This is a genomic window from Flavobacterium sp. GQ95 (genome assembly GCF_059758655.1).
The window spans coordinates 1-25584 of sequence record NZ_JCAXEB010000013.1 but is presented as its reverse complement, the minus strand read 5'-3'; the positions used below and the strand labels follow the sequence as shown (position 1 = coordinate 25584).

The 25584-nt window shown below is 34.0% G+C and carries 23 protein-coding genes; 15 read left to right on the top strand and 8 right to left on the bottom strand.

All coding sequences use genetic code 11. From position 1 onward, the window contains the following. Window positions 1–15: 15 nt before the first annotated feature. From AC6CH4_RS21075 to panC, 7 genes are all read right to left on the bottom strand, one after another. On the bottom strand, window positions 16–474 hold the full coding sequence (locus AC6CH4_RS21075) for a DUF4262 domain-containing protein (RefSeq protein WP_498106469.1): 459 nt from the start codon (window positions 472–474) through the stop codon (window positions 16–18). A 69-nt stretch (window positions 475–543) separates the two neighbouring features. Then, complete coding sequence (locus AC6CH4_RS21070) at window positions 544–864, bottom strand: SdpI family protein (RefSeq protein WP_498106467.1); 321 nt, start codon at window positions 862–864, stop codon at window positions 544–546. Between the two features lie 20 nt (window positions 865–884). Next, window positions 885–2849, bottom strand: coding sequence for a transglycosylase domain-containing protein (locus AC6CH4_RS21065; RefSeq protein ID WP_498106465.1), 1965 nt, complete (start codon window positions 2847–2849; stop codon window positions 885–887). A 19-nt stretch (window positions 2850–2868) separates the two neighbouring features. Next, entirely contained in the window at window positions 2869–4230 is a 1362-nt protein-coding gene (gene radA, locus AC6CH4_RS21060; protein WP_498106463.1) for a DNA repair protein RadA, read from the bottom strand. Further along, window positions 4230–5384, bottom strand: a complete 1155-nt coding sequence (locus AC6CH4_RS21055) for an alpha/beta hydrolase (protein WP_498106461.1) — start codon at window positions 5382–5384, stop codon at window positions 4230–4232. The genes radA and AC6CH4_RS21055 overlap by 1 nt, the downstream gene beginning before the upstream one ends. 197 nt (window positions 5385–5581) lie before the next feature. Beyond that, entirely contained in the window at window positions 5582–5932 is a 351-nt protein-coding gene (panD, locus tag AC6CH4_RS21050; RefSeq protein WP_026984155.1) for an aspartate 1-decarboxylase, read from the bottom strand. 14 nt (window positions 5933–5946) lie between these two features. Then, entirely contained in the window at window positions 5947–6825 is an 879-nt protein-coding gene (gene panC / locus AC6CH4_RS21045) for a pantoate--beta-alanine ligase (protein WP_498106459.1), read from the bottom strand. Window positions 6826–6903: 78 nt separating this feature from the next. Here panC and AC6CH4_RS21040 point away from each other — a divergent pair, with 78 nt between their 5' ends. From AC6CH4_RS21040 to AC6CH4_RS20970, 15 genes are all read left to right on the top strand, one after another. Then, entirely contained in the window at window positions 6904–7710 is an 807-nt protein-coding gene (locus AC6CH4_RS21040) for a glycogen/starch synthase (RefSeq protein ID WP_056188595.1), read from the top strand. Between the two features lie 21 nt (window positions 7711–7731). Next, window positions 7732–9309: a BamH family beta-barrel-assembly machinery protein gene (gene bamH, locus AC6CH4_RS21035; RefSeq protein ID WP_498106457.1), complete on the top strand. Its 1578-nt coding sequence runs from the start codon at window positions 7732–7734 to the stop codon at window positions 9307–9309. Between the two features lie 9 nt (window positions 9310–9318). After that, window positions 9319–11166 carry a glutamine--fructose-6-phosphate transaminase (isomerizing) gene (gene glmS / locus AC6CH4_RS21030; RefSeq protein WP_498106455.1) on the top strand — a complete coding sequence of 616 codons (1848 nt, stop codon included), beginning with the start codon at window positions 9319–9321 and terminating at the stop codon, window positions 11164–11166. 302 nt (window positions 11167–11468) lie between these two features. After that, window positions 11469–14261 carry a TonB-dependent receptor gene (locus AC6CH4_RS21025; RefSeq protein ID WP_498106453.1) on the top strand — a complete coding sequence of 931 codons (2793 nt, stop codon included), beginning with the start codon at window positions 11469–11471 and terminating at the stop codon, window positions 14259–14261. 92 nt (window positions 14262–14353) lie between these two features. Next, window positions 14354–15925 carry an SGNH/GDSL hydrolase family protein gene (locus AC6CH4_RS21020; RefSeq protein ID WP_498106451.1) on the top strand — a complete coding sequence of 524 codons (1572 nt, stop codon included), beginning with the start codon at window positions 14354–14356 and terminating at the stop codon, window positions 15923–15925. 233 nt (window positions 15926–16158) lie between these two features. Further along, window positions 16159–17670, top strand: coding sequence for a F0F1 ATP synthase subunit beta (gene atpD / locus AC6CH4_RS21015; protein ID WP_192186694.1), 1512 nt, complete (start codon window positions 16159–16161; stop codon window positions 17668–17670). A gap of 71 nt (window positions 17671–17741) precedes the next feature. Continuing rightward, window positions 17742–18023 (top strand): F0F1 ATP synthase subunit delta/epsilon, encoded by a 282-nt coding sequence (locus AC6CH4_RS21010; RefSeq protein WP_498106449.1) that lies wholly within the window; start codon window positions 17742–17744, stop codon window positions 18021–18023. Between the two features lie 129 nt (window positions 18024–18152). Further along, a complete protein-coding gene (locus AC6CH4_RS21005) occupies window positions 18153–19295 on the top strand; it encodes an aminotransferase class I/II-fold pyridoxal phosphate-dependent enzyme (protein ID WP_498106447.1) in 1143 nt (380 codons plus the stop codon). A gap of 188 nt (window positions 19296–19483) precedes the next feature. Beyond that, window positions 19484–19681: a hypothetical protein gene (locus AC6CH4_RS21000; RefSeq protein WP_498106445.1), complete on the top strand. Its 198-nt coding sequence runs from the start codon at window positions 19484–19486 to the stop codon at window positions 19679–19681. 49 nt (window positions 19682–19730) lie between these two features. Next, a complete protein-coding gene (locus tag AC6CH4_RS20995; protein ID WP_498106443.1) occupies window positions 19731–20594 on the top strand; it encodes a TraB/GumN family protein in 864 nt (287 codons plus the stop codon). 7 nt (window positions 20595–20601) lie between these two features. After that, window positions 20602–21105, top strand: a complete 504-nt coding sequence (locus tag AC6CH4_RS20990; protein ID WP_498106441.1) for an RNA polymerase sigma factor — start codon at window positions 20602–20604, stop codon at window positions 21103–21105. After that, entirely contained in the window at window positions 21095–21709 is a 615-nt protein-coding gene (locus tag AC6CH4_RS20985; RefSeq protein WP_498106439.1) for a hypothetical protein, read from the top strand. Before AC6CH4_RS20990 ends, AC6CH4_RS20985 begins: the two co-directional genes overlap by 11 nt. 175 nt (window positions 21710–21884) lie before the next feature. Continuing rightward, window positions 21885–22502: a dethiobiotin synthase gene (gene bioD / locus AC6CH4_RS20980; RefSeq protein ID WP_498106437.1), complete on the top strand. Its 618-nt coding sequence runs from the start codon at window positions 21885–21887 to the stop codon at window positions 22500–22502. A gap of 100 nt (window positions 22503–22602) precedes the next feature. Further along, window positions 22603–23874 (top strand): adenosylmethionine--8-amino-7-oxononanoate transaminase, encoded by a 1272-nt coding sequence (gene bioA / locus AC6CH4_RS20975; protein ID WP_498106435.1) that lies wholly within the window; start codon window positions 22603–22605, stop codon window positions 23872–23874. Between the two features lie 208 nt (window positions 23875–24082). Then, window positions 24083–25252: a beta-ketoacyl synthase N-terminal-like domain-containing protein gene (locus tag AC6CH4_RS20970; RefSeq protein ID WP_498106433.1), complete on the top strand. Its 1170-nt coding sequence runs from the start codon at window positions 24083–24085 to the stop codon at window positions 25250–25252. A gap of 79 nt (window positions 25253–25331) precedes the next feature. On the opposite strand, the gene AC6CH4_RS20965 is transcribed toward AC6CH4_RS20970, so the two are convergent. Further along, window positions 25332–25584: DUF8694 domain-containing protein (locus AC6CH4_RS20965; protein ID WP_498106431.1), on the bottom strand; the 253-nt coding region annotated here is incomplete at its 5' end.

The window sequence follows — 25584 nt, the reverse complement described above, 5'->3', positions numbered from 1 at the left end:
TGTTTGAATAATTAATCAGATTTCTAATTTTCCAATTATCTTTTGATCATAATCATAATTAGTTTCATTTGGAAAATTTCCATTTAAATCCGGAAAAACTAACTGAAGATATTCATAGTTACGATCTTCATAAAATTTTATTGAAGTAAGAACATATTCTTCTAAATCCTCATTGCTAACATTTATAAAATAAACTGGAAATCTATCTGTTAGATCATCAATTTTTGTATTTAATGGAACTTTTTCGAATTTATATTTGTCAGCATAACTTTTAATTAATTGACCTGATAGATTTTGACCAAGTCCAGAAATAAATAATTCGGGAATTTTAAAATTTTCAAATATTCCAGTTGAATATGCAAAAGGAGTAAAGTCTTTTTCTTCTAAAATTGCTGTTGTATGATAGCCATCGTTCCTGATGTTATCATAAACTCTTTTGAAATATATTTCCTTTTTACTTTCGTTTTCCTCCATTTTTACTTTTGATGATTTAACATTCTTAAGGCTTTAATTTATTTTAGAACAACCAGTAAAAATAATTGTTTAATCAAATTTATTTTTAATTGCTTTTTCTGTTTTTTGTCTAACAAATAATATAAAAACAATAATAACTGCAAGTGAAGCAATAAGACCTACAATATCAGTAAGAGAGAAAAACGATCCAATAAAAGAGATTATAATTAAACATAACGCAGAAATAAAAATCATTTTTGCGGAATATTTTTGTGCAAAATCCCAATGTTCTTGAGATCTTAAAGAATTTTTTGTACGATATCCTTTTTGATTTCTGCTTTTTGGAGGAAAAATATATTCAACCAATCCCACGAATATAAAAACAATACCGAACACAAAAAGTATTTCCATAAAATTCTAAATTTTAACTCTTACAAATCAAATTCATCATCAGTCGCTAAAGAATCAACAGGAACAACAGTCGAATCCGGAGCCTTAATTTTTATTAAAGAACGAGCATTTCCAGAGATATAAACAGGTAATTGTCCAATTGTATCTTCCGGAATTAATAGACCCCGACGAAACATTAAGTTCTTTAAAAACTTCTGGTTTTTTATGGCGTAATCTTTCAGATTTCCTTGTTCATTAAATTGATACATGAACTTTCGCGGCTTTGGGATAATCGTTGCCAAATACAAGCATTCATCTACATTTAATGCTGATGGGGGTTTTTGGAAATAAAAATGACTTGCTTCTCCAATTCCGTACACATTTGGTCCCCATTCGATAATATTGAAATAGACTTCCAGCATTCTTTCTTTGCTCACAATACGGTTGTTTTCCAAAATATAAACCAATAAAATTTCTTCCAGCTTTCTCGAAACCGTTTTTTCACGGGTCAGAAAAACATTTTTAATCAACTGCATGCTGATTGTGCTGGCACCGCGAGAGAATTTTTTAGTTCTGATGTTTTTTAGAATCGATTGTTTGAAAGCTTCATTTATAAATCCGCGATGCGAAAAGAAAGAAGGATCTTCTGTTGTCAAAACCGATTTTCTCAAATAAGGCGAAATCTGATCTAAAGGCGTATAATTCGGATTGGCATTTCCAACCAAAATCGGGCGTTGTTGAACATTTTGAATAATGGCGCGGTAGACAAATTCACCATTTAATTTATTCAGATTGGCTTCTCCGTATTTCGTGATTCTTAAATCTTCTTTATTCATTTTGCTGTCAAAAACGAGCGTATTCGGTTTGTTTTTATTGAATTTGAAATCCAGTTTATAATCGAAATTTCCGGTTGCTTCCATTCCCTGAAAATGGGTAAACAATCCGTCGGGTAAGGAAACAATAAAATCCTGTGCCTTCATTTTCGGAATAGTAACTTTCAAAGTATAAACTGTATCTTTTTCTGTGTTATATGAAACGTATGGTTTTACTTTTATCTTGTTCAATTGCATGGTTGAAGTGCTGTCAATCGAAATAAAATCATCTCCCAATAAAAAGCGATAATCAAAACGGGCATTTTTGATCACAACATCTTTACTGGCAATTTTTGGATGATTGATTTTTAGATTGGTAATCGATGTATAACCGTCAATGTGTAATTCACTTCCGTCTTTGTCAATATTTTTAACGTTTAAACGGATAGAATCAAAACTTGCTTTTAAATTATATCGTTCATCCAAATAAGGAACACGAATAGCGCCGGTATCCAGATTAAAAAATCGGATATCTGCTTTTTTGTTTCTTGGATCAGCAAAACCTTTTATGTTCCAGCGCTGATCAAAATCTTTGCTTTGCACATGAAGATTGGTTTCGAGCTGTTTATTGTCTAAAACGAGTTTACTAATCGCAATTGAGGCTTTTTTACCGTTATCATCAATTCTGAAATTCAGGTTTTCCAAATTCATGTCCGTCGGAACCAAATTTAGTAATTGCGAAATGATTCGATAGGCAAAAGTCGCATATTTGCGTTTTTCGTTAGTATCGGACTCTGATTTATCTCTTTTCAGGAAAGCATCAAAATTTCGAACTTTTCCTTTTTTAACGAATTGAACATAGCCATTGTTGATTTTCAAAGTTCCAACCTGAACATCACCAATCAATAAATTGGATAAGCTGATACTGGTTTCTATTTTATGAATATGAAAAAGTGTATCGGCATTTTTTGGAACCAGAATAACATCTGTTAATTTAATAGTAGACAAACCATCAAACGAGGCCGATTTTACCGAAAAAGTACTGTTATAATCAACATTCATTTTGTGGGTTACTTTGGCAATAGCTTGTTTTAGAAGCGAATTACGAAAAAAGTAAAGTCCTGAAAAAAGCACTGCTAATACCAGGGCAAGTATTAAGAGTGCTTTATATATTTTTTGTTTTGGAAAATTCATAAAGTAGGTTTATAAAAAATTAACCAAATAAAATACTGGCTACATCTTCAATTTTGGCCACAAGCTCAATTTTGATACCGGTATTTTTTAAGGCGATTTTATTGTATTTGGATACAAAGATAGTATTGAATCCTAATTTTTCAGCTTCCTGAATGCGCTGGTCTACGCGATTTACAGGACGAATTTCTCCTGAAAGACCAACTTCACCGGCAAAACAAAAACCTTTGGTTACCGGAATATCCTCGTTTGAGGATAAAATAGCGGCAACTACAGCCAAATCAATTGCAGGATCATCAACAGAAATTCCACCCGTTATGTTCAGGAAAACATCTTTAGCGCCTAAACGAAATCCGGCTCTTTTTTCTAAAACAGCCAAGATCATGTTTAGTCTTTTTGCGTTGTAACCTGTAGTGCTTCGTTGTGGGGTTCCGTAAACTGCGGTACTTACAAGCGATTGTATTTCGATCATTAACGGACGCATGCCTTCCATTGTAGTGGCAATCGCAGTTCCGGACATTTCTTCATCTTTGTGCGAAATCAATATTTCTGACGGATTACTAACTTCTCGCAAACCGCTTCCTAACATTTCATAAATTCCCAATTCGGCAGTAGAGCCAAAGCGGTTTTTTAAGGAGCGTAAAATGCGGTAAACGTGATTTCGATCGCCTTCAAACTGCAAAACGGTATCGACCATATGTTCCAGGATTTTTGGCCCGGCGATATTTCCGTCTTTTGTAATATGTCCAATCAAAATAACCGGAATGTTGGTTTCTTTAGCAAATTTGATCAGCTCGGCAGTTGTTTCCCTAATTTGAGAAATGCTTCCGGCAGTTGATTCAATATAATCAGTATGTAAAGTCTGAATTGAATCGATAATGACTATTTCGGGCTGAATGGCTTCAATTTGTTTGAAGATATTCTGCGTTTTGGTTTCTGTCAAAATATAACAATTGTCACTATTTGGCGTGATTCTTTCGGCACGCATTTTTATTTGTTTCTGACTTTCTTCACCAGAAACATATAAAGTTTTATAGGGTAATTTTAATGAAATTTGAAGCAAAAGCGTACTTTTTCCTATTCCCGGTTCACCTCCCAAAAGTGTCAAAGAGCCAGGAACAATTCCACCGCCTAAAACACGATTCAATTCACCATCAGTAGTGTCCATTCGGATTTCCTGAGCCGAATCAATTTCATTGATTTTTAATGGGCGCGGTGCTTTACCGGTTGAGGTCGGTTCACTTTTCCATGCTACTTTTTCCTGTTTCTGAATGATTTCTTCGGCAATAGTATTCCATTCTTTGCAGGCATTGCATTGTCCTTGCCATTTGGCATATTGGGTTCCACAATTCTGGCAAAAAAAAGAAGTTTTAACTTTTGACATTATTTGGTTTTTTTTGCAAGTGTATTCATTTCATCAATTTTCTCATACATCACATCCTTGTTCAAATCACCGATTGGTTCCATTTGAGAAGCATTTTGATATTTTTTTGAAGCATGTTTCGGATCTCCCATTTTTTCATACATCAACCCTAATTCATACTCTCCAAGCATGGCCTTTGGATAATTTACATTTCCAATTTCAGCCATTTTTCCTAATTCATCGTAAGCGTTCTTTTTTAATATAAGAGTCTCTATAATTTTAAAATCACTAATTCTTACCGGAATTTGAACTCCTAAAACTTTAGACATGACATTATATTTATTCTCCAGATAATCAGCATAACCTGATTCAAGAACAGCGATTTTTTCATTGTATTCTGCAGAATTTATAGGTCTATAAACTTCAAAAATTTGATATAAAGCGCTTGGTATGGCATGTAATACCTGAGTGTAGTGAGTTGTTCCTTTGAATAAATCATATTTATAATTTACTAACGGATTATTAGCAATTTTAATATTGCTGTCTAATTTTTCAATAGGTTCTTTAATTTTTTTATTGTCTCCATCAGCTGCAGATAAATAGTAAAATAAAGGCTCAGTCACTTTAGCAAATTTTTCAGGAACCCTAACTTCCATTTTATTGGCAAGTTCAGGACTGAAAGAAATGTATGCATTAAAAAGAGGTTGTTCCTTATATAAATAGAAATTAATGAAACTGGCAGTTACATCATGTCCTGCAATAATTCTAAAAGGTGCTGTTCGGTATTTTTTTTCAATATAAGGAAGTAATTCAGCACCTATAAATTCATAAAATTCAGCTCCTTTTTCAAAAGGAAGTCCAGTATTCTGATCAATTGTTGTATCGTCTTCACGCTCATCATTTTTATTTTGATGAACACCAATGACTATCATTTCTGGTAAATCTCCCCAGTAATTGCCGTAACTTATAGCTCCGGAGAAAGGATCAAACAAATAATCGCCGTCTAATAAATAGAGGACAGGATATTTTTTTTCAGGATTAGCTTCGTAAGAAGCGGGAAGTCCGATCGTTATTCTTCTTTCTTCTCCAAGTTTTTCAGATTGAATGTTGTCAAATTTTTTCTGTGAGAATACAGAAGCAGAAATTAAGATCAGTAGCAAATAAACTTTTTTCATGAGTTGGGGCATTTCAGTGAATTAAAAAGTATTGAAATAGTGTAGCAATATAACAATTTATTTGCTTTTTTGTTATTTAGGATTTTAAAAAGCAAGGAAGTTTTCTGTCTGAAATTTACTTCGTTTCAGGCAATAGAAGTCGTATTTGACAAAATTATTTTGTCAAATAGAAGAGAAATAAGGTGTAAAAGAAAAACTTATGTTAGCGAATTATCATTTTCATTTGGGAAGATAATCCACGGTTTGAAGGTTTTTGCTTCTTCAAAATCAAGGGTTGCGTATGAAATGATAATGATAATATCGTCTTTTTGAACTTTTCTTGCAGCCGGGCCATTCAGGGTAATATCACCTGAATTTTTTTCTCCCTTAATTGCGTAAGTTTCAAAACGTTCGCCATTATTGATGTTTACAATAGATACTTTTTCGCCTTCAATAATATTTGAAGCTTCCAGTAATGTTTCGTCAATAGTAATACTGCCGATGTAATTTAAATCAGCTCCAGTTACTTTTACACGATGAATTTTAGATTTTATAACTTGAATTTGCATGCTGCAAAGGTAAATTAATTTAATGAAATGGTGTCAATCAGTCTTATAGAATTAACAAATACCGCTATAAAGGCACGATAGTTTTTGTCTTTAATTTTGTTTTCTATAGGTAATAATGTGGATTCGTCAGCAATAACAAAATATTCAAGTTCAAATCGTGGATTGTCCTCGAAAGAATTTTTAACAAATTCTATAGTTTCTTCCGGAGTTTTTGTTTTGAATATTTCTTTGGCTTCAGTTAATGTTTTATAAATAATAGCTGCTTCTTTTCGTTCTTCAGGAGTTAAACGCTCATTACGAGAGCTCATTGCCAATTGATTGTCTTCTCTGAAAATTGGACAGCCAATAACATTTACAGGCAAATGGCTTTTCTCGACCATTTTTTTTACAATTTGTAATTGCTGAAAATCTTTTTCGCCAAAGTATGCATTTGTTGGGGTAACGATTTCAAATAATCGTTTTACGATGGTTCCGACTCCGTTAAAATGGCCGGGTCTGAATTTTCCTTCCATTTGATTTTCCAGTCCGTCAAAATCGAAATCCTGCGAAATAGTGTGTCCTTCATATATATCCTCCACAGAAGGGGCATATAAAATTATTTTGTCACTTAAACCTCGCATTTTTTTTACATCTTCTTCAAGTGTTCTTGGATATTTTGCAAGATCTTCAGGATTGTTAAATTGAGTAGGGTTTACGAAAATGCTTACAACAGTATCGTCATTTTCTTTAAGAGATCGTTGCATTAAAGCCAGATGCCCTTGGTGTAAAGCGCCCATTGTTGGTACAAATCCGATAGTTGAATTTGTGGTTTTGATAGTTTTTAAATAAGCTATCAAAGCTACTTTACCGTAGAAAATATGCATGGCGGTATTATTAAAATTTAGTGCAAACATAATATATTAGTTATAAACTGCATAAATTTTTGTAATTTTGCAACGTTTTTATTACCAAAAATTAAGTAAAATACTATTATGAAAGATAAGAGGATATTATATGTATCATCTGAAGTCGTGCCTTATTTGGCTGAAAATGAGGTTTCTTTAATGTCTTATGACGTTCCTAAAATGATTAATGATCAGGGAGGTCAGATAAGAATTTTCATGCCAAGATATGGAAATATCAACGAAAGAAGACACCAGCTACACGAAGTGATTAGACTTTCAGGAATGAATTTGGTAGTGAATGACTTAGATATGCCATTGATTATTAAGGTAGCTTCAATTCCGAAAGAAAGAATTCAGGTTTATTTTATCGATAATGATGAATATTTTAAGCGTAAAGCAACTTTTGCTGACGAGGAGGGAGTTTTATATCCTGATAATGACGAAAGAGCAATATTTTTTGCAAAAGGAGTTGTTGAAACAGTAAAAAAATTAAATTGGGTTCCGGACATTATTCACGTTCATGGTTGGTTGGCGGCTATGTTGCCAATTTATATGAAGCATTATTATAAAAATGAAGCTTTGTTTTCTGAAACTAAAATCGTAACGTCTGTATACGGACAATCTTTTGACGAAAATTTAGATTTGGAAATGATCAACAAGGTGAAATTTGATGGTGTTCCACACGAGTCCGTTGCTGATTTAGAAATACCTAATTACGAAAATATCTTAAAGGCCAGTATATTACATTCGGATGCCGTAATTATAGCGTCTGAAAACGTATCCCCAAGTTTAACAAAATTTATAGAATCTTCAGGAAAACCTTTTTTACCTTTCGCCACGAAAGATGCATTCGCTGAAGCGTATACAAATTTCTATAAAAGTATGGGTCTTTAAATTTTAACTTTATTATTAAACATGTATAATACTTCTTTTATTAAGAAAATTCTATTAGTTGCAACAGTTGTTCTTTTCTATTCTTGCGATAAAGATTTTAATGCGATTGGTGATGATTTGATCGGAGATAACCATTTTGAATTAGCGCCTGAAAAATATGATGTTTTGGCTTATAACCAGGAAGTGACTCCAATTCAGTCAAATGGATTAGCAATTAATGGTTTAGGTATTTATGATAATCCTGTTTTGGGAACCACTACTGGTAATTACGCTACTCAGCTTACATTAGTTGATTATGCACCCACTATTGGTGAAGAGCCAGTTGTTGATAGCGTAATGTTAAGTGTTCCTTATTTTAATCATACAAAAAGTATAAATACGGATGGTAGCACTACTTATGAGTTGGACTCTATTTATGGACCAACAATAGGTAAACTTAAATTAAGTATTTATGAGTCTGGAGTTCAAATGCGTTCTTCTTATTTTGATAACGGATCGCAATTAGCACAATTGTATTATACGGATCAAAATGCAGATTTTGAAAGTTTTAAAAAGGGTGATCGATTAAATGATGATTCAAATGTTTTGCAGAATGATCAGTTCTTTTTTAGTTCTGAGGAGATTAAACAATTAACAACAGATGCTGCAACGGGTAAAAAAACAGTTACAAGAATTCCGCCTGAAATGCATTTGAAATTAAACAAAACTTTTTTTGAAAATAAAGTTCTAAAAGCACCTGTCGCAAAGCTTGCAAATGGGGATGCTTTTCAGGAGTATTTCAGAGGATTGTATTTTAAAGTAGAAAAATCTGGAACAGATAGTAATATGGCACTGTTAGACTTTTCAAAAGGTAAAATAACAATTTACTATAAAGCTAAAACTGTTATTACAACTGATGGAGATCTTAAAGAAGATAAATCGCTTGTAGTTAATTTAGCTGGAGCGAATGTTAGTTTATTGAATGATGCTAAAAACACCACTTACGATACTGCAATAAAGAATCCGGATAATGTTAATGGGGATGAAAGTCTTTACTTAAAAGGCGGTCAGGGATCTCTTGCTGTTATTGATCTTTTTAATTTTGCAGCGAAGCTAGCTGAAATCAGGACAAATAAATGGATAGTGAATGAAGCAAATTTGGTGTTTTATGTTGATTCTGATAAAATGAAAGATTCAGACTACGAGCCAAAAAGGGTTTATTTATATGATTTAACAAATAATGTTCCGGTAATTGATTATGCTGATGGTACTAGCGGATTTGCAGGTACTGACTCTAAAGCAACCCGATATATTTTCGGAGGTCTTTTAGAGGTGGACGCTACTACTAAACGTGGAAAATCATATAAGGTGAGAATCACAAATCATATCAGAAATCTTATAAAAGATGCTGCAGCCGTTAATGTGAAATTAGGTTTAGTGGTAACAGAAAGTATTGATATTGTAGCTTCAAATAAATTAAAATTAAAAAACAGCGTTATTTCAGAAGCGCCAAGAGGATCAGTTATGAGTCCGGTAGGAACAATATTACACGGAAGTAAAGCTAGTGTGCCAGATGATAAGAGATTGAGACTTGAAGTTTACTACACGAAACCAAATTAATAAATATATATGTGTGGAATTGTTGGATATATCGGCCATCGAGAGGCGTATCCTATTATTATAAAAGGACTAAAGCGACTCGAATACAGAGGATATGATAGTGCAGGTGTTATGTTATATGATAACACAGGCATTAAACTTTGTAAAACAAAAGGTAAGGTTTCGGATCTTGAAGCTAAAGCAAAAGACGGTTTTACGACGAACGGAACTATTGGGATTGGACACACTCGTTGGGCAACCCATGGGGTGCCAAATGATGTGAATTCACATCCGCATCTTTCAAATTCTGGTGAATTAGTGATTATTCACAACGGAATTATAGAAAATTATGCACCACTTAAAGAAGAATTAATAAAAAGAGGGTATACTTTTAAATCGGATACTGATACTGAAGTTTTAGTGAACTTAATTGAAGAAGTTCAGAAAAAAGAAGGTATAAAATTAGGGAAAGCAGTACAAATTGCGTTGAATCAAGTTGTGGGAGCGTATGCTATTGCAGTTTTTGATAAAAAAAATCCAAATGAAATTGTTGCTGCCAGACTAGGTAGCCCTTTGGCTATTGGTGTCGGTGAAGGAGAATATTTTATAGCTTCTGATGCCTCGCCTTTTATTGAATACACTTCAAATGCGATTTATCTTGAAGATGGTGAAATGGCAAATATTAGATTGCACAAACCTCTTAAAGTTAGAAAAATAAAAGATGACTCTTTAGTTGATCCTTATATTCAGGAACTTCAAATGAATTTGGAGCAAATTGAAAAAGGTGGCTATGACCATTTTATGCTTAAAGAAATCTACGAGCAACCTAGTGTTATAAAAGATACTTACAGAGGAAGACTTCACGCCAATGAAGGAATTGTTCAAATGGCAGGTGTTGAAGATAATCTTGAAAAATTCTTAAATGCTAAACGAATTCTGATTGTTGCTTGTGGTACTTCATGGCATGCAGGACTAGTAGCGGAATATATTTTTGAAGAATTTACACGTATTCCTGTTGAAGTTGAATATGCTTCTGAATTTAGATACAGAAACCCAATTATTAATAAAGATGACGTTGTAATTGCTATTTCTCAATCTGGAGAAACTGCGGATACAATGGCTGCTATTAAATTGGCAAAAGAAAATGGTGCTTTTGTGTTTGGAGTTTGTAATGTTGTAGGTTCTTCTATTTCAAGAGAAAGTCATGCTGGTGCTTATACACACGCAGGACCAGAAATTGGAGTAGCATCAACTAAAGCCTTTACTACTCAAATCACAGTTTTAACTATGATTGCTTTAAGATTAGGAAAAGCAAAAGGTACTTTGTCAAATACTGATTTCCATACTTATTTACAGGAATTAGAAATAATCCCTGAAAAAGTAGCTGAAGCATTAGAAACAAATGACAGAGCAAAAGAAATTGCTGCAGCTTTTAAAGATGCACCAAATTGCCTGTATTTAGGTCGTGGATATAACTTTCCGGTTGCGCTTGAAGGAGCTTTAAAACTGAAAGAGATATCATATATTCATGCTGAAGGTTATCCTGCTGCTGAAATGAAACATGGTCCAATTGCTCTTATTGATGAACACATGCCGGTTATTGTTATTGCGCCTAAACAAGGTCACTATGATAAAATTGTAAGTAACATCCAGGAAATAAAATCAAGAAGCGGAAAAATCATTGCTGTTGTTACTAAAGGTGATACTCAGGTTCGCGAATTAGCGGATTATGTTATTGAGATTCCTGAGACTTCAGATGCATTGTCTCCGTTAATTACTACGATACCATTACAGTTACTTTCTTACCATATTGCTGTAATGAGAGGTTGTAATGTTGATCAGCCACGTAACTTGGCCAAATCTGTTACTGTAGAATAACGTCACAGTTATATAATATGTTAAAAAGCGAGATTTATGTCTCGCTTTTTTTTATTACCATATTTTTTTTCTGACCCCTGTATTTTTATTAAATCTTCATTTTTTCTCTTAAATTTTATATGTATGCATACTATTTAAGATTTGAAATGCTCTGTTGTTGCTGTTACTCTAATAAAACTCAATGTGAAAATGTTAAAATACTAACAAAAAAGATGCGTTATATTAATTTTTTTTAACGTTTTTTTATTAATATCAAAAATATTTGTATTTTGGCTAGATAAACTAACCAAAAACTAACCCACATGAGAGTGTATTTGCTAATTATGTTGTTTTTCTGCGGAGTATCCTTTGCGCAGAATACAATTACTGGTTCTGTTACCGACAGTAACAAACAATCTATTCCTGGTGCCAACATAAATGTGGTTGGAAGTTCAACAGGAACTTCGACGGACTTTGACGGTACTTTTAAATTAAGCACTACTGCAAAACCACCTTTTTCAATTAAAGTATCGGCAGTTGGATTTGAAACTAAAACAATTAGTGTTACATCGCTAAATCAAAGGCTGGATGTGGTTCTGAAAGATGAAGAAACCAAGTTAGATGAAATCGTGGTTTCGGCTTCGAGAACTCCTGAAAGAGTGATTGAATCACCAGTGACAATTGAAAGAATGGGTATTCAGGAAATAAAGAACACTACTGCGGCAACTTTTTATGATGGTTTAGAAAACTTAAAAGAAGTAAATTTTAATACCAGTAGTATTTCATTTAAATCTATTAATACACGTGGTTTTGCCACTGTTGCAAATACGCGTTTTATGCAATTGGTTGACGGAATGGATAATTCATCTCCTGCATTAAACTTCGTATTGGGTAACTTAATTGGTATTTCTGATATTGATGTGGCGAGTGTAGAGCTTTTGCCAGGAGCTTCTTCTGCACTATATGGAGCGAATGCTTTTAACGGTATTATGTTTATGACGAGTAAAAGTCCTTTCACAAATGAAGGAATAAGTGTTTACTATAAATACGGACAAACAAGTCAGGATGCTGCAGGAACAAATGATTATAATGATTTTGGAATTAGAGCAGCAAAAGCGTTTACAAAACATTTTGCGTTAAAAGCGAATTTCACTTATATGGAAGCATCGGAATGGATTGCTGCCGATAAAAGAAGTATGACTGGAGGTTCTGAAGGTCACGCAATGAATCAAAATTATGATGGATTAAATATTTACGGCGACGAGGTTACTACTTTTATTCCGAATGTAGGTCAGGTTAGTAGAACAGGATATCGTGAACAGGATTTAACAGATAATAAAGTTAAAAATATAAAAGCAGATTTCTCTGCCCATATCAAGCCTTTTGCTGATGATACAGAAGTTATTTTACAATATAAAATTGGTTTAGGTAGTACAATTTACCAGGGAGCCAATAGATATTCATTGGATGGTTTCATGATGCAGCAAGCAAAAATTGAAGTTAAAGGGAAAAACTTTTTCGCTCGCGTGTATGCTACTGATGAGGATGCAGGGAATTCATATGATATGAGATTTGCTGCCTGGAATGTAAATAGGGCTGCAAAATCAGATCAGGAATGGTTTACAAATTATGCTACCGCTTATCAGTATTCTGGAGCTGTTATGGGAACAAATGCAAATGAATCTGCTGCAATAGCAAGAAATTTTGCAGATTATAATGTTTTACCAGCTGCTATCTCTTTTATTCCAAAACCAACAGGTTCTCCAAGATTTGAACCAGGTTCGACTCAGTTTAACAGTGCTCTTAAATCTGTAATATCTAATCCTGATTTAACTCAGGGAGCTAAGTTTATTGATCATTCAAAATTATATCATTCTGATGTGAATTATAATTTTAGAGATATCATTAAATGGGCAGAAGTTCAGGTGGGTGGTTCCTGGAGGAAATATATAATGGATTCAGAAGGTACAATCTTTACAGATTATGATGGGCCAATTGAGTATAAAGAGTATGGTGCATACGCACAATTGCAAAAGAAATTCATGGATGATCGTTTGAAATTCACAGGATCATTACGTTATGATAAAAGCCAGAATTTTGATGGTAATCTTTCTCCAAGAGTTTCATTTGTATATTCTGCAGGTGAGTCTAAAAGACATAACTTCAGATTATCTTATCAAACAGGTTTCCGTAACCCAACAACACAAGATCAGTATATTGGTTTAGATTTAGGTCCATTTGCTTTAATTGGTTCTGCGGCTGAAAATTTAGATCGTTTCCAAGAGACTGTAAATGTAAGTGCGGCCGGGCAAACAATTGCCGGTCAGCCTGCGACTATTGGTATGTCTGGTCAAAATGCTTATCATAATGCATATACAGTAGCTTCTGTTCAGGCTTTTGCTGCTTCTGCAAATCCTGGGGATCTTCAGGTTGCTAATATTGGTTTAGTAAAACCGGAGCAAGTTCAGGCTTTTGAGATAGGATACCGTTCAGTAGTTCAAAATGATTTGTCAATCGATTTAAATGCTTACTATAATATTTACAATGATTTCATGAATACAGCGAGAGTAATTTCTCCTTATTATGGAACAGTAGGAACAGATCCTTCTAATCCTGCGGTTCAGCAAACGTATCAGGCATTAGCGTTTGGAGACAGAAGAGTTTATCAGGTTTATACAAATACAACGGCAGAAGTTTCTTCATTAGGCTTTGGAGTTGGTTTGTCTAAAAAAGTGTATAAAGATTTTGAAGTAGGGGTAAATTATAACTACGCACAATTTGATTTTGATCAATCAGAAGATCCAAGTTTCATAGCAGGATTTAATACACCAAAACACAGAATTAAAGCTTCTCTTGGAAATGCTAAAGTGATTGAAAATTTAGGATTTAATTTGAATGTGAGATGGAATACTGAGTACTTATGGCAATCTTCTTTCGGAGATGGTATGATTCCTGAAAACACAGTTCTTGATGCTCAGATTAATTATGCTTTTCCAAAACTTAAATCAGTTATTAAAGTTGGAGCAACTAACCTTTTCGGAAAAGATTATCTTCAGGTAATTGGTGCTGGAGCAATTGGTCAGATGTGGTTTGCTTCGTGGACAATTAATCCATAATTGAAAATAATTAATTTGATGAAGTAGGGTTTTCTTTCTGTTTATTCGAAGAAAATAAAATAGGAAGAAGTAATAATTTTAAACTTAATGACATGAAAAAAAATATAAAATGGCTTTTATTGGTTTCTTTAACCTTTATGGCGTGTAATAATGATGATAGTGATGCGCCTGTAGAAGTGCCAGTAGTTCCAGGATCCGCAGTTTTTACTAAATATGTTGCTCTTGGAGATTCTTTTGCTGCGGGTTATAGTGATAATGCGCTCTTTAAAAAAGGGCAGGATGGAGCTTATACTAATATTTTGGCACAACAATTTGTCGCAGCCGGAGGAGGTGCTTTTGCAACACCATATATGAATGATAATATTGGTGGATTACTTTTAGGAGGAAAAGTTATTGCAGGGACGCGTTTGTATTTTGTTGGAGAAACTCAGACTCCGGTAAATGTGCCAGGAAAACCAACCACAGAAGTTACATCACATCTTACTGGTACATTTGGTAATTTAGGTGTTCCGGGTGCAAAAAGTTTTCATTTGCTGGCTGCGGGGTATGGAAATGTTGCCGGTGTAGAAGCTGGACTGGCGAATCCGTATTTTGCCAGATTTTCAAGTGCTCCGGGAACTACGGTTTTGGCTGATGCGGTTGTGCAAAATCCAACCTTTTTCTCTTTGTTTATTGGTGGAAATGATGTATTGGCATATGCAACTTCTGGAGGAACAGGAAAAGATCAGACGGGTAATATGAATCCGAATACATATGGAGGAAGTGATATTACAGATCCAACCGTATTTGCAAGTGTATATAATAATTTAGTTACGGTACTTACTGCTAAAGGCGCAAAAGGTGTTGTGGCGAATTTGCCGTACATTACGGCGTTACCTTATTTTACAACTGTTCCGTATAACCCACTTACACCAAAAATACTTGGAGGAGGTAATGAAGCTGTAGGTAAAGCAACAATACAAGCATTGAATGCACAATTATATGGTCCGCTAAAACAAGCATTAACTGCTTTTAACGCGGGAGACAGAATTAATTTGTTGTCTGAAACGGCTACAAATCTTCCACTTTTAATAAAAGATGAAAGTTTGACAAATTTATCGGCACAGTTAACTGCAGCGTTTACTCCAACATTAGGAGCGCAGACTGCTGCTTTTTATGGTACTGTATTTGGACAGGCCAGACAAGCTAAAGCAACAGATTTGGTGGTTTTAACAACAAGACCAGACATTGGTACTGCTCCAACGGCTTTAAATTCTGGATTAGGAATCATGCCGCCTGCTCCTTTAAATAAATTTGGAATAACTTATCCGTTACAAGATAAACATGTGCTTATTCCAACAGAAGCTGCTGAAGTTAAAAAAGCGACAGATGCTTATAATGTGACCATTGAAGCAATTGCAAAAGAAAAAGGTTTGGCTTTTGTTGATACAAGAGCAACTTTGACACAATTAGCAAGCGGCGGAATTAGATTTGGGAATTTCACCATGTCTTCTTCATTTGCTACAGGAGGTGCTTTCTCTTTAGATGGAGTTCATCCAAGTGCAAGAGGTTATGGTTTAATTGCTAACATTTTTATAGATGCCATTAATGCGAAATATGGTTCTACACTGCGTCACGTTGATTTGGCTTTATACCCAATTCAATTTCCGCAAGTAATGCAATAAAGCCAATTTTTTTTAGTAAGAAAGTCACTCATTTCTAAAATGTAGTGGCTTTTTTTATTTGATAAAAAATTGCCATTTTAGATATTTGAAGCCTGTGTTTTAGGAATCAAACAAAATCATGGTATTTTTTATGAAAAAAAAATTGATTTTATATTTTAAAAAATTATCTTTGCGCTCTGAAAAAAGAGGTATTTTCGATAAACCTAAATAGCTATTTAATAAATACATAAGTAATGTCAAAAGTAATAGGAAAAGTTGCTCAAATCATTGGACCAGTAGTTGACGTAGTTTTCAACGGTAAGGATGTTGAACTTCCAAAAATTTATGATTCACTAGAAGTCACTAAAAAAGATGGAACTTTATTAGTTCTAGAAGTACAATCTCATATTGGAGAAAACACTGTTCGTACAATCTCTATGGACTCTACAGACGGTTTGTCTAGAGGATATGAAGTAGTTGGAACTGGTAATCCAATCCAAATGCCAATCGGTCCAGATGTATATGGACGATTATTCAATGTAATTGGAGATGCAATTGATGGTTTAGGAAACTTGCCAAAAACAGGAGAAAATGGTTTGTCTATTCACAGACAAGCTCCTAGATTCGAAGATTTATCAACTTCATCTGAAGTTTTATTCACAGGTATTAAAGTAATCGATTTGATCGAGCCTTACGCAAAAGGGGGTAAAATTGGATTGTTTGGTGGTGCTGGTGTTGGTAAAACAGTATTGATTCAGGAGTTGATCAACAATATTGCAAAAGGTCACGGTGGACTTTCAGTATTCGCAGGAGTAGGTGAAAGAACACGTGAAGGAAATGACTTGCTTCGTGAGATGTTAGAGTCAGGAATTATTAAATATGGTGATGATTTTATGCACTCTATGGAAAATGGAGGATGGGATTTATCTAAAGTAGATATGCCAGGAATGAGAGAGTCTAAAGCTACTTTCGTTTTTGGACAAATGAATGAGCCTCCTGGAGCTCGTGCACGTGTGGCACTTTCAGGATTATCTATCGCTGAGTATTTCCGTGATGGAGCTGGAACTGATCAAGGTAAAGACGTATTGTTTTTCGTTGATAATATCTTCCGTTTTACACAAGCAGGTTCTGAAGTATCAGCACTTTTAGGTCGTATGCCTTCTGCAGTAGGATACCAACCAACTTTGGCAACAGAAATGGGAGCTATGCAAGAACGTATTACATCTACAAACAAAGGATCTATTACATCTGTACAAGCGGTTTACGTTCCTGCGGATGATTTAACTGACCCGGCGCCGGCAACAACGTTTGCTCACTTAGATGCTACAACTGTATTGTCTCGTAAAATTGCTGAGTTAGGTATTTATCCAGCGGTTGACCCGTTAGATTCTACTTCAAGAATTTTGACTCCTCAAATTTTAGGAGCTGAACACTACGACTGTGCACAAAGAGTAAAAGAGATTCTTCAAAAATACAAACAATTGCAAGATATTATCGCGATTTTGGGTATGGAAGAGTTATCTGAAGAAGATAAATTATCAGTATCAAGAGCACGTCGTGTTCAACGTTTCTTATCTCAACCTTTCCACGTAGCGGAGCAATTTACAGGTATTCCTGGAGTATTGGTTGACATTAAAGATACTATCAAAGGATTCAACATGATTATCGACGGTGAGTTAGATCATCTTCCGGAAGCAGCTTTCAACTTGAAAGGTTCTATTCAGGATGCTATCGAAGCTGGAGAAAAAATGTTAGCTGAAGCATAAATCTAGTTTTCAGTATTCAGTCGCAGTATTCAGTACTGAGACTTTTAACTGAGACTGTAAACTAAAAAAATATGATTTTAGAAATAGTATCACCAGAAGCAAAATTATTTTCAGGAGAAGTAACATCCGTTACATTGCCTGGAGTTGATGGAAGCTTTCAAATATTGAATCATCACGCTCCTATTGTTTCTATTCTAGAAAAAGGAACTATTAAAATTGTAGCTTCAAGTTTCAATTTTTCAAAAGAGGTAGCGAGTAAATTCACGAAAGTAAATGACCAAACCTATACATTAGAGATTACGTCAGGTACTATCGAAATGAAAGACAATAAGATTATTGTTTTAGTTGACTAAAACAATTTTAAAATAAATCAAAAAGCCAGACAGAAATGTTTGGCTTTTTTTATTTGGAAAAAATCAGAATAATTATGTAATTGAAATGCTATTTATAAATTTAATTTTCAATTTCATAACTTTGCTTTTATGAAATTACCTGAAAATCTTATTCAAAAGCTTGAAACCCGAAAGCAAAATAATGCGTTAAGACAATTGCCAAGTTTTAATAATCTTGTCGATTTTTCTTCAAACGATTATATTGGCTTTTCAAGATCTGAAGCTATTTTCAAATTGGCACATCATTATTTGATCGAAAATGAGATTATTCAAAATGGTGCGACGGGTTCCCGATTAATTTCCGGTAACCATTCTTTGTATCAAATAGCAGAAACTTTTATTGCTGAATTTCAAGACGCAGAATCGGCTTTGATTTTTAATTCGGGTTATGATGTCAATGTTGGTTTTTTTAGCGCTGTACCGCAGCGAAATGATGTTATTTTGTATGATGAACTAAGTCATGCTTCCATTCGTGACGGAATAGTAATGTCAAACGCGAAATCATACAAATTCAATCACAATGATTTTGAAGATTTAGAGCATCTTATCTTAAAATTTCCAGACACAAATATCTATATAGTTACTGAAACCGTTTTTTCTATGGACGGTGATAGTCCAAATTTAGAAGAGCTAGTAGCACTTTCAGAAAAATATAACTGTTATTTGGTTGTGGATGAAGCCCACACTCTTGGCGTTTTTGGTGAAAAAGGCGAAGGCATGACACAATATCTAAACTTGCATCAAAGAATTTTTGCCCGCATTATGACTTTTGGAAAAGGTTTGGGATGTCACGGCGCAGTTGTTTTAGGAAGTCTCGAACTTAAAGAATATCTGGTAAACTTCGCCCGAAGTTTTATTTATACAACAGGACTGTCTCCACATTCTGTTGCCACCATTTTAGTGGCTTATCAACATTTAGAAATCGAAAAGGAAAATATTGATAAACTGCGTCAAAACATTGTATTTTTTAATCAACAGAAAAACTTATTAGGTTTAAAGCCGATGTTTGTCCGAAGTAAATCGGCAATACAATCAGCTATAGTTCCCGGAAATGAAAAAGTCAAACAATTAGCACAACAACTACAAGATAAAGGTTTTGATGTAAAACCAATTCTTTCTCCAACGGTTCCGGAAGGTCAGGAGCGTTTGCGTTTTTGTATTCATAGTTATAATTCCGAAGAAGAAATCAAACAGGTTTTAGAACTTCTGAGAGATTTCGTGTTTAGAGTTTAAATTATACCAGAGAGATACACAAAGTACAACAGAGAACCACAAAGATTTTTGTGAATCTCTGTTTTTTTGTTTCGCGGAGCTCTGTGCAATAGCTGAGTTTCCTCACTTTTTTAAAAAAGATTAAATTTTTTGTAACGTTTTGATTATTCGATTACTTACGAGTCGTAATCAAATAAACCAAAATAATTATGAAAACTATAATCACTTCAGTAAAAAAAATCATTTGTAATGTATTGCTTTTTTTAACCTCATTACAGCTAACGTATTCAGTAGTAAACCACCATGCGTATGGTACGCCTTATCCACATCTTTTTATTATTATTATTATTTGTTTGCTTGTAGCAACTTTTGCTTCAATAAAAAAAGAAAAAGACAGTAAACAATAACAGGAGTTTTAATCATCAAATCAATCAATAATTTTAATCAATCAACAAAATGAAAAATTTATTCAAATCAGTAGTAACAGCAATCGCAATTGTTTTTAGTTTATCTATTCAGGCACAAACCAAATCTTCAAAACTTGAAAATTCACTTTTGTGGGAAGTATCAGGAAACGGATTATCGAAACCTTCCTATCTGTACGGAACTGTTCATATGATTTGTGGAGGAGATTATTTTCTTTCGGAAAAAACAAAAAAAGCATTCGAAGCTTCAAATAAATTAGTTTTAGAAATTAATTTTGCTGATCCCAACGAAATGGCAGACATGCAAAAAATGGCAATGGGAAAAGAGCCTTTGAGCAAAAAATTAAATCCGGAACAATTGGCTAAATTAGATGCAATTCTAAAAAAGACAACCGGAATGGCCGTTCAGCAAGTAGACAGCTTTAGTTTAATGACGGTAATGAGTTTAATTTCGATGAAGACTTTTGGTTGTACCGATATAAAACTTTATGAGATGGAATTTATAGAGCAAGCTAAAAAACGAAATATTATAATTGGAGGATTAGAAACGGTTAAATCCCAATTTGCAATGTTTGACAGTGCTTATTCTAATGATGAGATGATTACTATGCTATCAGAATCAACTTCTGAAGAAACGGCTAAATTAGTAGCATCTTACAAATCAGAAAATATTGAGGGTTTGTATGATATTACCACTGATGAGAAATTTACAAGCGACAAAACAAAAAAGATTATGCTTGATAATAGAAATAATAATTGGGTAAAAAACATGCCTGAACTAATGAAAAAAGAAAGTGTTTTCTTCGCAGTTGGTGCGGCACATTTAGGAGGTGAAGAAGGAGTAATTAATTTATTGAGAAAATCGGGATATAGTGTAAAACCAATACTGAATTAGAACTGTTTTGAAAGAAAAAGAGCAAGAGTTTTTAAACCGGATAGAAAGTCACAAGGGAATTCTGTACAAAGTTTCTAAGATGTACATGGACAATCATGACGATCAACAGGATTTGTTTCAGGAGATTGTTTGTCAGCTTTGGAAATCGTATCATACTTTTCGAAACGAAAGTCAGTTTTCGACCTGGATGTATCGCGTGGCAGTAAATACAGCGATTGTTTTCCTTAGAAAAGAAAAACGGAAAATTGATAAGTATGAAATTGCTTCGGAGAATATTAAAGATGATGAAGGCGACTCGCATATTAAAGAAAGTCAGCTGGATCATTTTTATAAAGCGGTTCAGAAACTGGAAAAAATTGACAAAGCGATTATTTTCTATCAGTTAGAAGGTTTTTCGCATAAAGAAATAGGGGATAATCTCGGAATTTCTGAAGGAAATGCGAGGGTGAAACTTAACAGAGCAAAAGAAAAATTAAAAGAAATTATTAAAAATCAAGGATATGGATTTTAACGACATACAAAACGCATGGAAAAATGAACAAACTGAAAATGTGGTTCTTCCAAATAATTTAAAAAAAATTCAATCGGCTAATACGCCACTCGATAAAATTAAATACAATTTGAAAAATGAATTTATTTACCAAATCATTTCAATTGTGTTGATGGGATTTATTCCTTTATTATTCGATTTTCCTCAGAAGGGGGTAGTTTTATTTTATTTGCTCTATAGTCTTTTTACAGCTGTTAGCATTTATTATCTGGTAAAACTCTACTTTTTTTATAAGAGATTGGGGGCGATAGAATTAAAGACAAAGGACAGTTTGTATGAAACTTATTTTGATATAAGACTGAATATGGAATTGTATAAAACTTTCGGATTCGCCTTAACACCTTTTTTAATTCTGTTTTTAATAGGTTTCTTTTACTTTCAATTATCTAAAATTCCTGGTTTTTTTGCAAGCGATATTACCAATTACCAGTTGGCAGGATTGGTTTCGGTTGTTGTTTTTAGTATGCTTTTTATGGGAATTGCCCTGGAGTGGTGGGTTCATAAATTTTACGGAAAATATGCCAAAGAAATCAAAAAAGTAATCGACGAATTAAAAGAAGAATAAAATACAACCCATCGCAATTGATGGGTTTGTTGTTTTTATTGGTATTTTTGCATCACGGCCCACAGATAAAACGGATGCTACGGATTTACACAGATTATCAAGTAGCTGTATAGATTGAAAAATAAAAAAATCCGCAATAATCGGTTTAATCCGCGTTATCCGCGGTCTATTAATTATGAAAATATTTATAACAGGAATTTCAACTGATGTTGGTAAAACAGTGACTTCTGCAATAGTAGTTGAAGCTTTAGAAGCCGATTATTGGAAACCAATTCAGGCGGGAGATTTAGACAATTCGGATAGTCATAAGGTAAAGACTCAAATTTCAAATTCTAAATCTCAATTTTATCCAAATGCATATAAACTGAATACACCTGCAAGTCCTCATTTGGCGGCAGAAATTGATGGAGTTACAATTGATTTAAAACAAATTCAGGAACCAAAAACTGAAAATCATTTGGTTATTGAAGGTGCGGGAGGAATTTTTGTTCCATTAAACGAAAAAGATACAATTATTGATTTAATTCAGGCAGACTACAAAGTGATTGTGGTTTCGAGACATTATTTAGGAAGTATCAATCATACTTTGTTGACTATTGAAGCGATTCAGAATAGAGGTTTTAAAGTGGCCGGAATTATCTTTAGCGGAAGCGAAAACAAATCGACTGAAAGTTTGATTCTCACTAAAACCGGAATAAAATGTATTGGAAGAATTGATGAAGAACCGTATTTCGACCAAAATGTAATTCGAGAATATGCTGATTTGTTCAGAGAAAATCTACTGAATTTATAGCGCAAAGAATATAGAATAAAGAAAATAGACTTTCTTATCTTTGTCAAAACGATAGCGGCCTAGTCTTTTTTCTATGCTCTATACTCTATTTTCTAAAAAAATGACATTAACAGAAAAAGACAGCCAATATCTGTGGCATCCTTATACCCAACACAAAACTTCGCAAACACCAATTGCCATTTCAAGAGGAGAAGGTGCCTTGCTTTGGGATGAAAACAATAAAGAATATATTGATGCGATCGCCTCCTGGTGGGTGAACCCGTTTGGACACAGTAATAAATTTATTGCCGATGCGATTTACAAACAATTGACGACTTTAGAACATGTTTTATTTGGAGGTTTTACCCATGAACCCGCGATAAAAGTGGCTGAAAGATTGATGGAAATTCTACCAAAAAATCAGCAAAAGATTTTCTTTTCAGATAACGGTTCAACCGCTGTTGAAGTGGCGATTAAAGTAGCTTTGCAATATTTCTTCAATAAAAACCAAAAACGAACTACAATAATTGCGTTTGAAAATGCCTTTCACGGAGATACTTTTGCGGCAATGGCAGCAAGTGGAATTTCATTTTATACGCAGGCTTTTCAAGGAATGTTTATAGATGTAGTTCGGATTCCGGTTCCGGTAAAAGGGCAGGAGCAGGTGAGCTTTGATGCTTTAAAAAATGTAATTCAAACCCATAATTGCGCCGGATTTATATTTGAGCCTTTAGTTCAGGGCGCTGCGGGAATGGTTATGCACGAACCCGAAGCTTTAGCAAAACTAATTCAGATTTGTAAAGAAAACAAAGTCCTGACAATTGCTGATGAAGTAATGACGGGTTTTGGCAAAACAGGAAAAACCTTTGCAATGGATTATGTTGCGGAAAATCCGGATATGATTTGTTTATCGAAAGCGTTAACCGGAGGCACAATTCCGATGGCAATTACAACATTTACGCAAGAAGTTTTTGATGCTTTTTATGACGATGATATCAATAAAGCTTTATTTCATGGTCACACTTTTACGGCGAACCCAACAGGTTGTGCGGCAGCGTTGGCCAGTATCGATTTATTGCAAACCGATGAAATGCAGGCTAATATTAAGAGAATCAATAAAAGTCATTTAGCATTTCAGCAAAAAATAGAAAATCATTCAAAAGTAATTACAGCCAGAACATTAGGAGTTATTTTTGCAGTTGAAATCAAATCAGATGCTGAAGAAAGTTACTACGGATCGATGCGTACAAAATTGTATAATTTCTTTATCGATAAAGGAGTTATTTTAAGACCGGTTGGAAATATAGTTTATATTCTACCACCGTATATAATGACTGATGAACAACTTCAGAAAGTATATAAAACAATTGAAGAAGCCATAGAAATGGTATGATTTTGCCCACGTATTTGACGTATTTACGCAGATTAATAATTTGAAATCTGTGTAAATGCGTTTAATACGCGTCATCCATGGTCCATTTTTTCGAAGCTTTGAGAACTTTACACACAATTAATTCCCGCATTTTAGAAACTTTTGCGACCTTTGCGTAATCCTTTGCGATCTTTGCGGTTAAAAAAACAACCAGCATAAAAACATTATTTTGAATACACAAAAAATCTCCATAACAGCTTTTTCTTCTATTTCCCCTTTAGGGAATAATGTGGATGAAGTTTGGCAAAAATATCTCAATAACCAACATTGTTTTTCACAACAATTCCTGGATCAGCAGAAAACTTCGGTTGCGGCTTTAAGTGCTGAATCAAAACAGATTGTTGCTGAGATTAGGGAATCAGATCCTAAATATAAATTTTTAGATGATTCAGTTTTATTTGCTTTAGCAGCTTCTCGAAAAGCAGTTGAGCAAGCAGGCTGGAGTTCAGATGATATCTTTGGAATAAATATTGGCTCATCTCGTGGTGCTACTGATTTATTTGAAAAGCATTATAAGGAATACATAGATACCGGGAAAGCACAAACCTTAGCTTCTCCGACAACCACTTTAGGGAATATTTCGTCCTGGATTGCGCATGATTTACAAAGTGTTGGTCCTGAAATTTCACATTCGATAACTTGTTCAACAGCACTTCATGCATTGTTAAATGGAGTAGCCTGGTTAAGATCCGGAATGGCCGATAAGTTTTTAGTAGGAGGGAGTGAAGCACCTTTAACCGATTTTACAATTGCCCAAATGAGAGCGTTGAAAATCTACTCACGCATTAATCAAGAAGAAGAAGCTTGGCCAAATCTGGCTTTTGATTTTGAGAAAACGCAAAACACTATGATTTTGGGTGAAGGCTCAGCAGTGTGTTGTTTAGAAGCTGGAGAAAAAGACAATGCTATCGCATATATTACAGGTGTTGGTTATGCAACAGAAATTCTTGAACATAATATTTCTATTTCTGCAGAAGCAGACTGTTTTCAAAAATCGATGAAAATGGCATTAAAAAATGAAAATTTACAAGATATTGATGTTATTGTAATGCATGCTCCCGGAACCATAAAAGGAGATTTAACAGAATTACGTGCCATCGAAAAAGTATTCGGATCAAAACTGCCTTTGTTGACTACAAACAAATGGAAAATTGGGCATACGTTTGGAGCTTCCGGAATATTGAGTTTAGAATTAGCTCTTTTGATGATGCAGCATGATATATTTGTTGGAGTACCATTTGGAGAAAAGCAAACTCAGGCCAAATCAATTAAAAAGGTTTTAATTAATGCAGTTGGTTTTGGAGGAAATGCAGTAAGTATTCTGATTGAAAAGAGATAATGTAATATTTGGAAGTGATTATAAATAAAAAATCCATTCGCCGCGGCGAATGGATTTTTTTATATTACTGGTTTGTTATTTATTGAAATACTATTTTTTTCGTTACAACATAATCATTCTCCAGTGTAACTTTTACCAATAAAACCTGATTGGCTGCCTGCAGGTTTGAAATTTGTAACTCTGTAGATCCAACTTTCTTTTTGTTATAAAGTAGTTTTCCGTTGATATCAAAAATCGTAACTTCTTTGATAGTTTCTTTTGCCGAAGTAACTTTTATAGTTTTATCTTTTACAGAAACCAGAAGTCCATTTTCGATATTTTCAAAATCACCT

Bases quoted from the DNA above. Each gene is read 5' to 3' on its own strand.
- AC6CH4_RS21055 (WP_498106461.1), bottom strand. From the start codon at position 5,384: ATGAAAAAAGTTTATTTGCTACTGATCTTAATTTCTGCTTCTGTATTC.
- glmS (WP_498106455.1), top strand. From the start codon at position 9,319: ATGTGTGGAATTGTTGGATATATCGGCCATCGAGAGGCGTATCCTATT.
- radA (WP_498106463.1), bottom strand. From the start codon at position 4,230: ATGTCAAAAGTTAAAACTTCTTTTTTTTGCCAGAATTGTGGAACCCAA.
- AC6CH4_RS21070 (WP_498106467.1), bottom strand. From the start codon at position 864: ATGGAAATACTTTTTGTGTTCGGTATTGTTTTTATATTCGTGGGATTG.
- AC6CH4_RS21075 (WP_498106469.1), bottom strand. From the start codon at position 474: ATGGAGGAAAACGAAAGTAAAAAGGAAATATATTTCAAAAGAGTTTAT.
- panD (WP_026984155.1), bottom strand. From the start codon at position 5,932: ATGCAAATTCAAGTTATAAAATCTAAAATTCATCGTGTAAAAGTAACT.
- AC6CH4_RS21005 (WP_498106447.1), top strand. From the start codon at position 18,153: ATGAAATTACCTGAAAATCTTATTCAAAAGCTTGAAACCCGAAAGCAA.
- AC6CH4_RS21010 (WP_498106449.1), top strand. From the start codon at position 17,742: ATGATTTTAGAAATAGTATCACCAGAAGCAAAATTATTTTCAGGAGAA.
- AC6CH4_RS21065 (WP_498106465.1), bottom strand. From the start codon at position 2,849: ATGAATTTTCCAAAACAAAAAATATATAAAGCACTCTTAATACTTGCC.
- bioD (WP_498106437.1), top strand. From the start codon at position 21,885: ATGAAAATATTTATAACAGGAATTTCAACTGATGTTGGTAAAACAGTG.
- AC6CH4_RS21025 (WP_498106453.1), top strand. From the start codon at position 11,469: ATGAGAGTGTATTTGCTAATTATGTTGTTTTTCTGCGGAGTATCCTTT.
- AC6CH4_RS20995 (WP_498106443.1), top strand. From the start codon at position 19,731: ATGAAAAATTTATTCAAATCAGTAGTAACAGCAATCGCAATTGTTTTT.
- AC6CH4_RS21040 (WP_056188595.1), top strand. From the start codon at position 6,904: ATGAAAGATAAGAGGATATTATATGTATCATCTGAAGTCGTGCCTTAT.
- AC6CH4_RS20985 (WP_498106439.1), top strand. From the start codon at position 21,095: ATGGATTTTAACGACATACAAAACGCATGGAAAAATGAACAAACTGAA.
- panC (WP_498106459.1), bottom strand. From the start codon at position 6,825: ATGTTTGCACTAAATTTTAATAATACCGCCATGCATATTTTCTACGGT.
- AC6CH4_RS21020 (WP_498106451.1), top strand. From the start codon at position 14,354: ATGAAAAAAAATATAAAATGGCTTTTATTGGTTTCTTTAACCTTTATG.
- AC6CH4_RS21000 (WP_498106445.1), top strand. From the start codon at position 19,484: ATGAAAACTATAATCACTTCAGTAAAAAAAATCATTTGTAATGTATTG.
- bamH (WP_498106457.1), top strand. From the start codon at position 7,732: ATGTATAATACTTCTTTTATTAAGAAAATTCTATTAGTTGCAACAGTT.
- bioA (WP_498106435.1), top strand. From the start codon at position 22,603: ATGACATTAACAGAAAAAGACAGCCAATATCTGTGGCATCCTTATACC.
- atpD (WP_192186694.1), top strand. From the start codon at position 16,159: ATGTCAAAAGTAATAGGAAAAGTTGCTCAAATCATTGGACCAGTAGTT.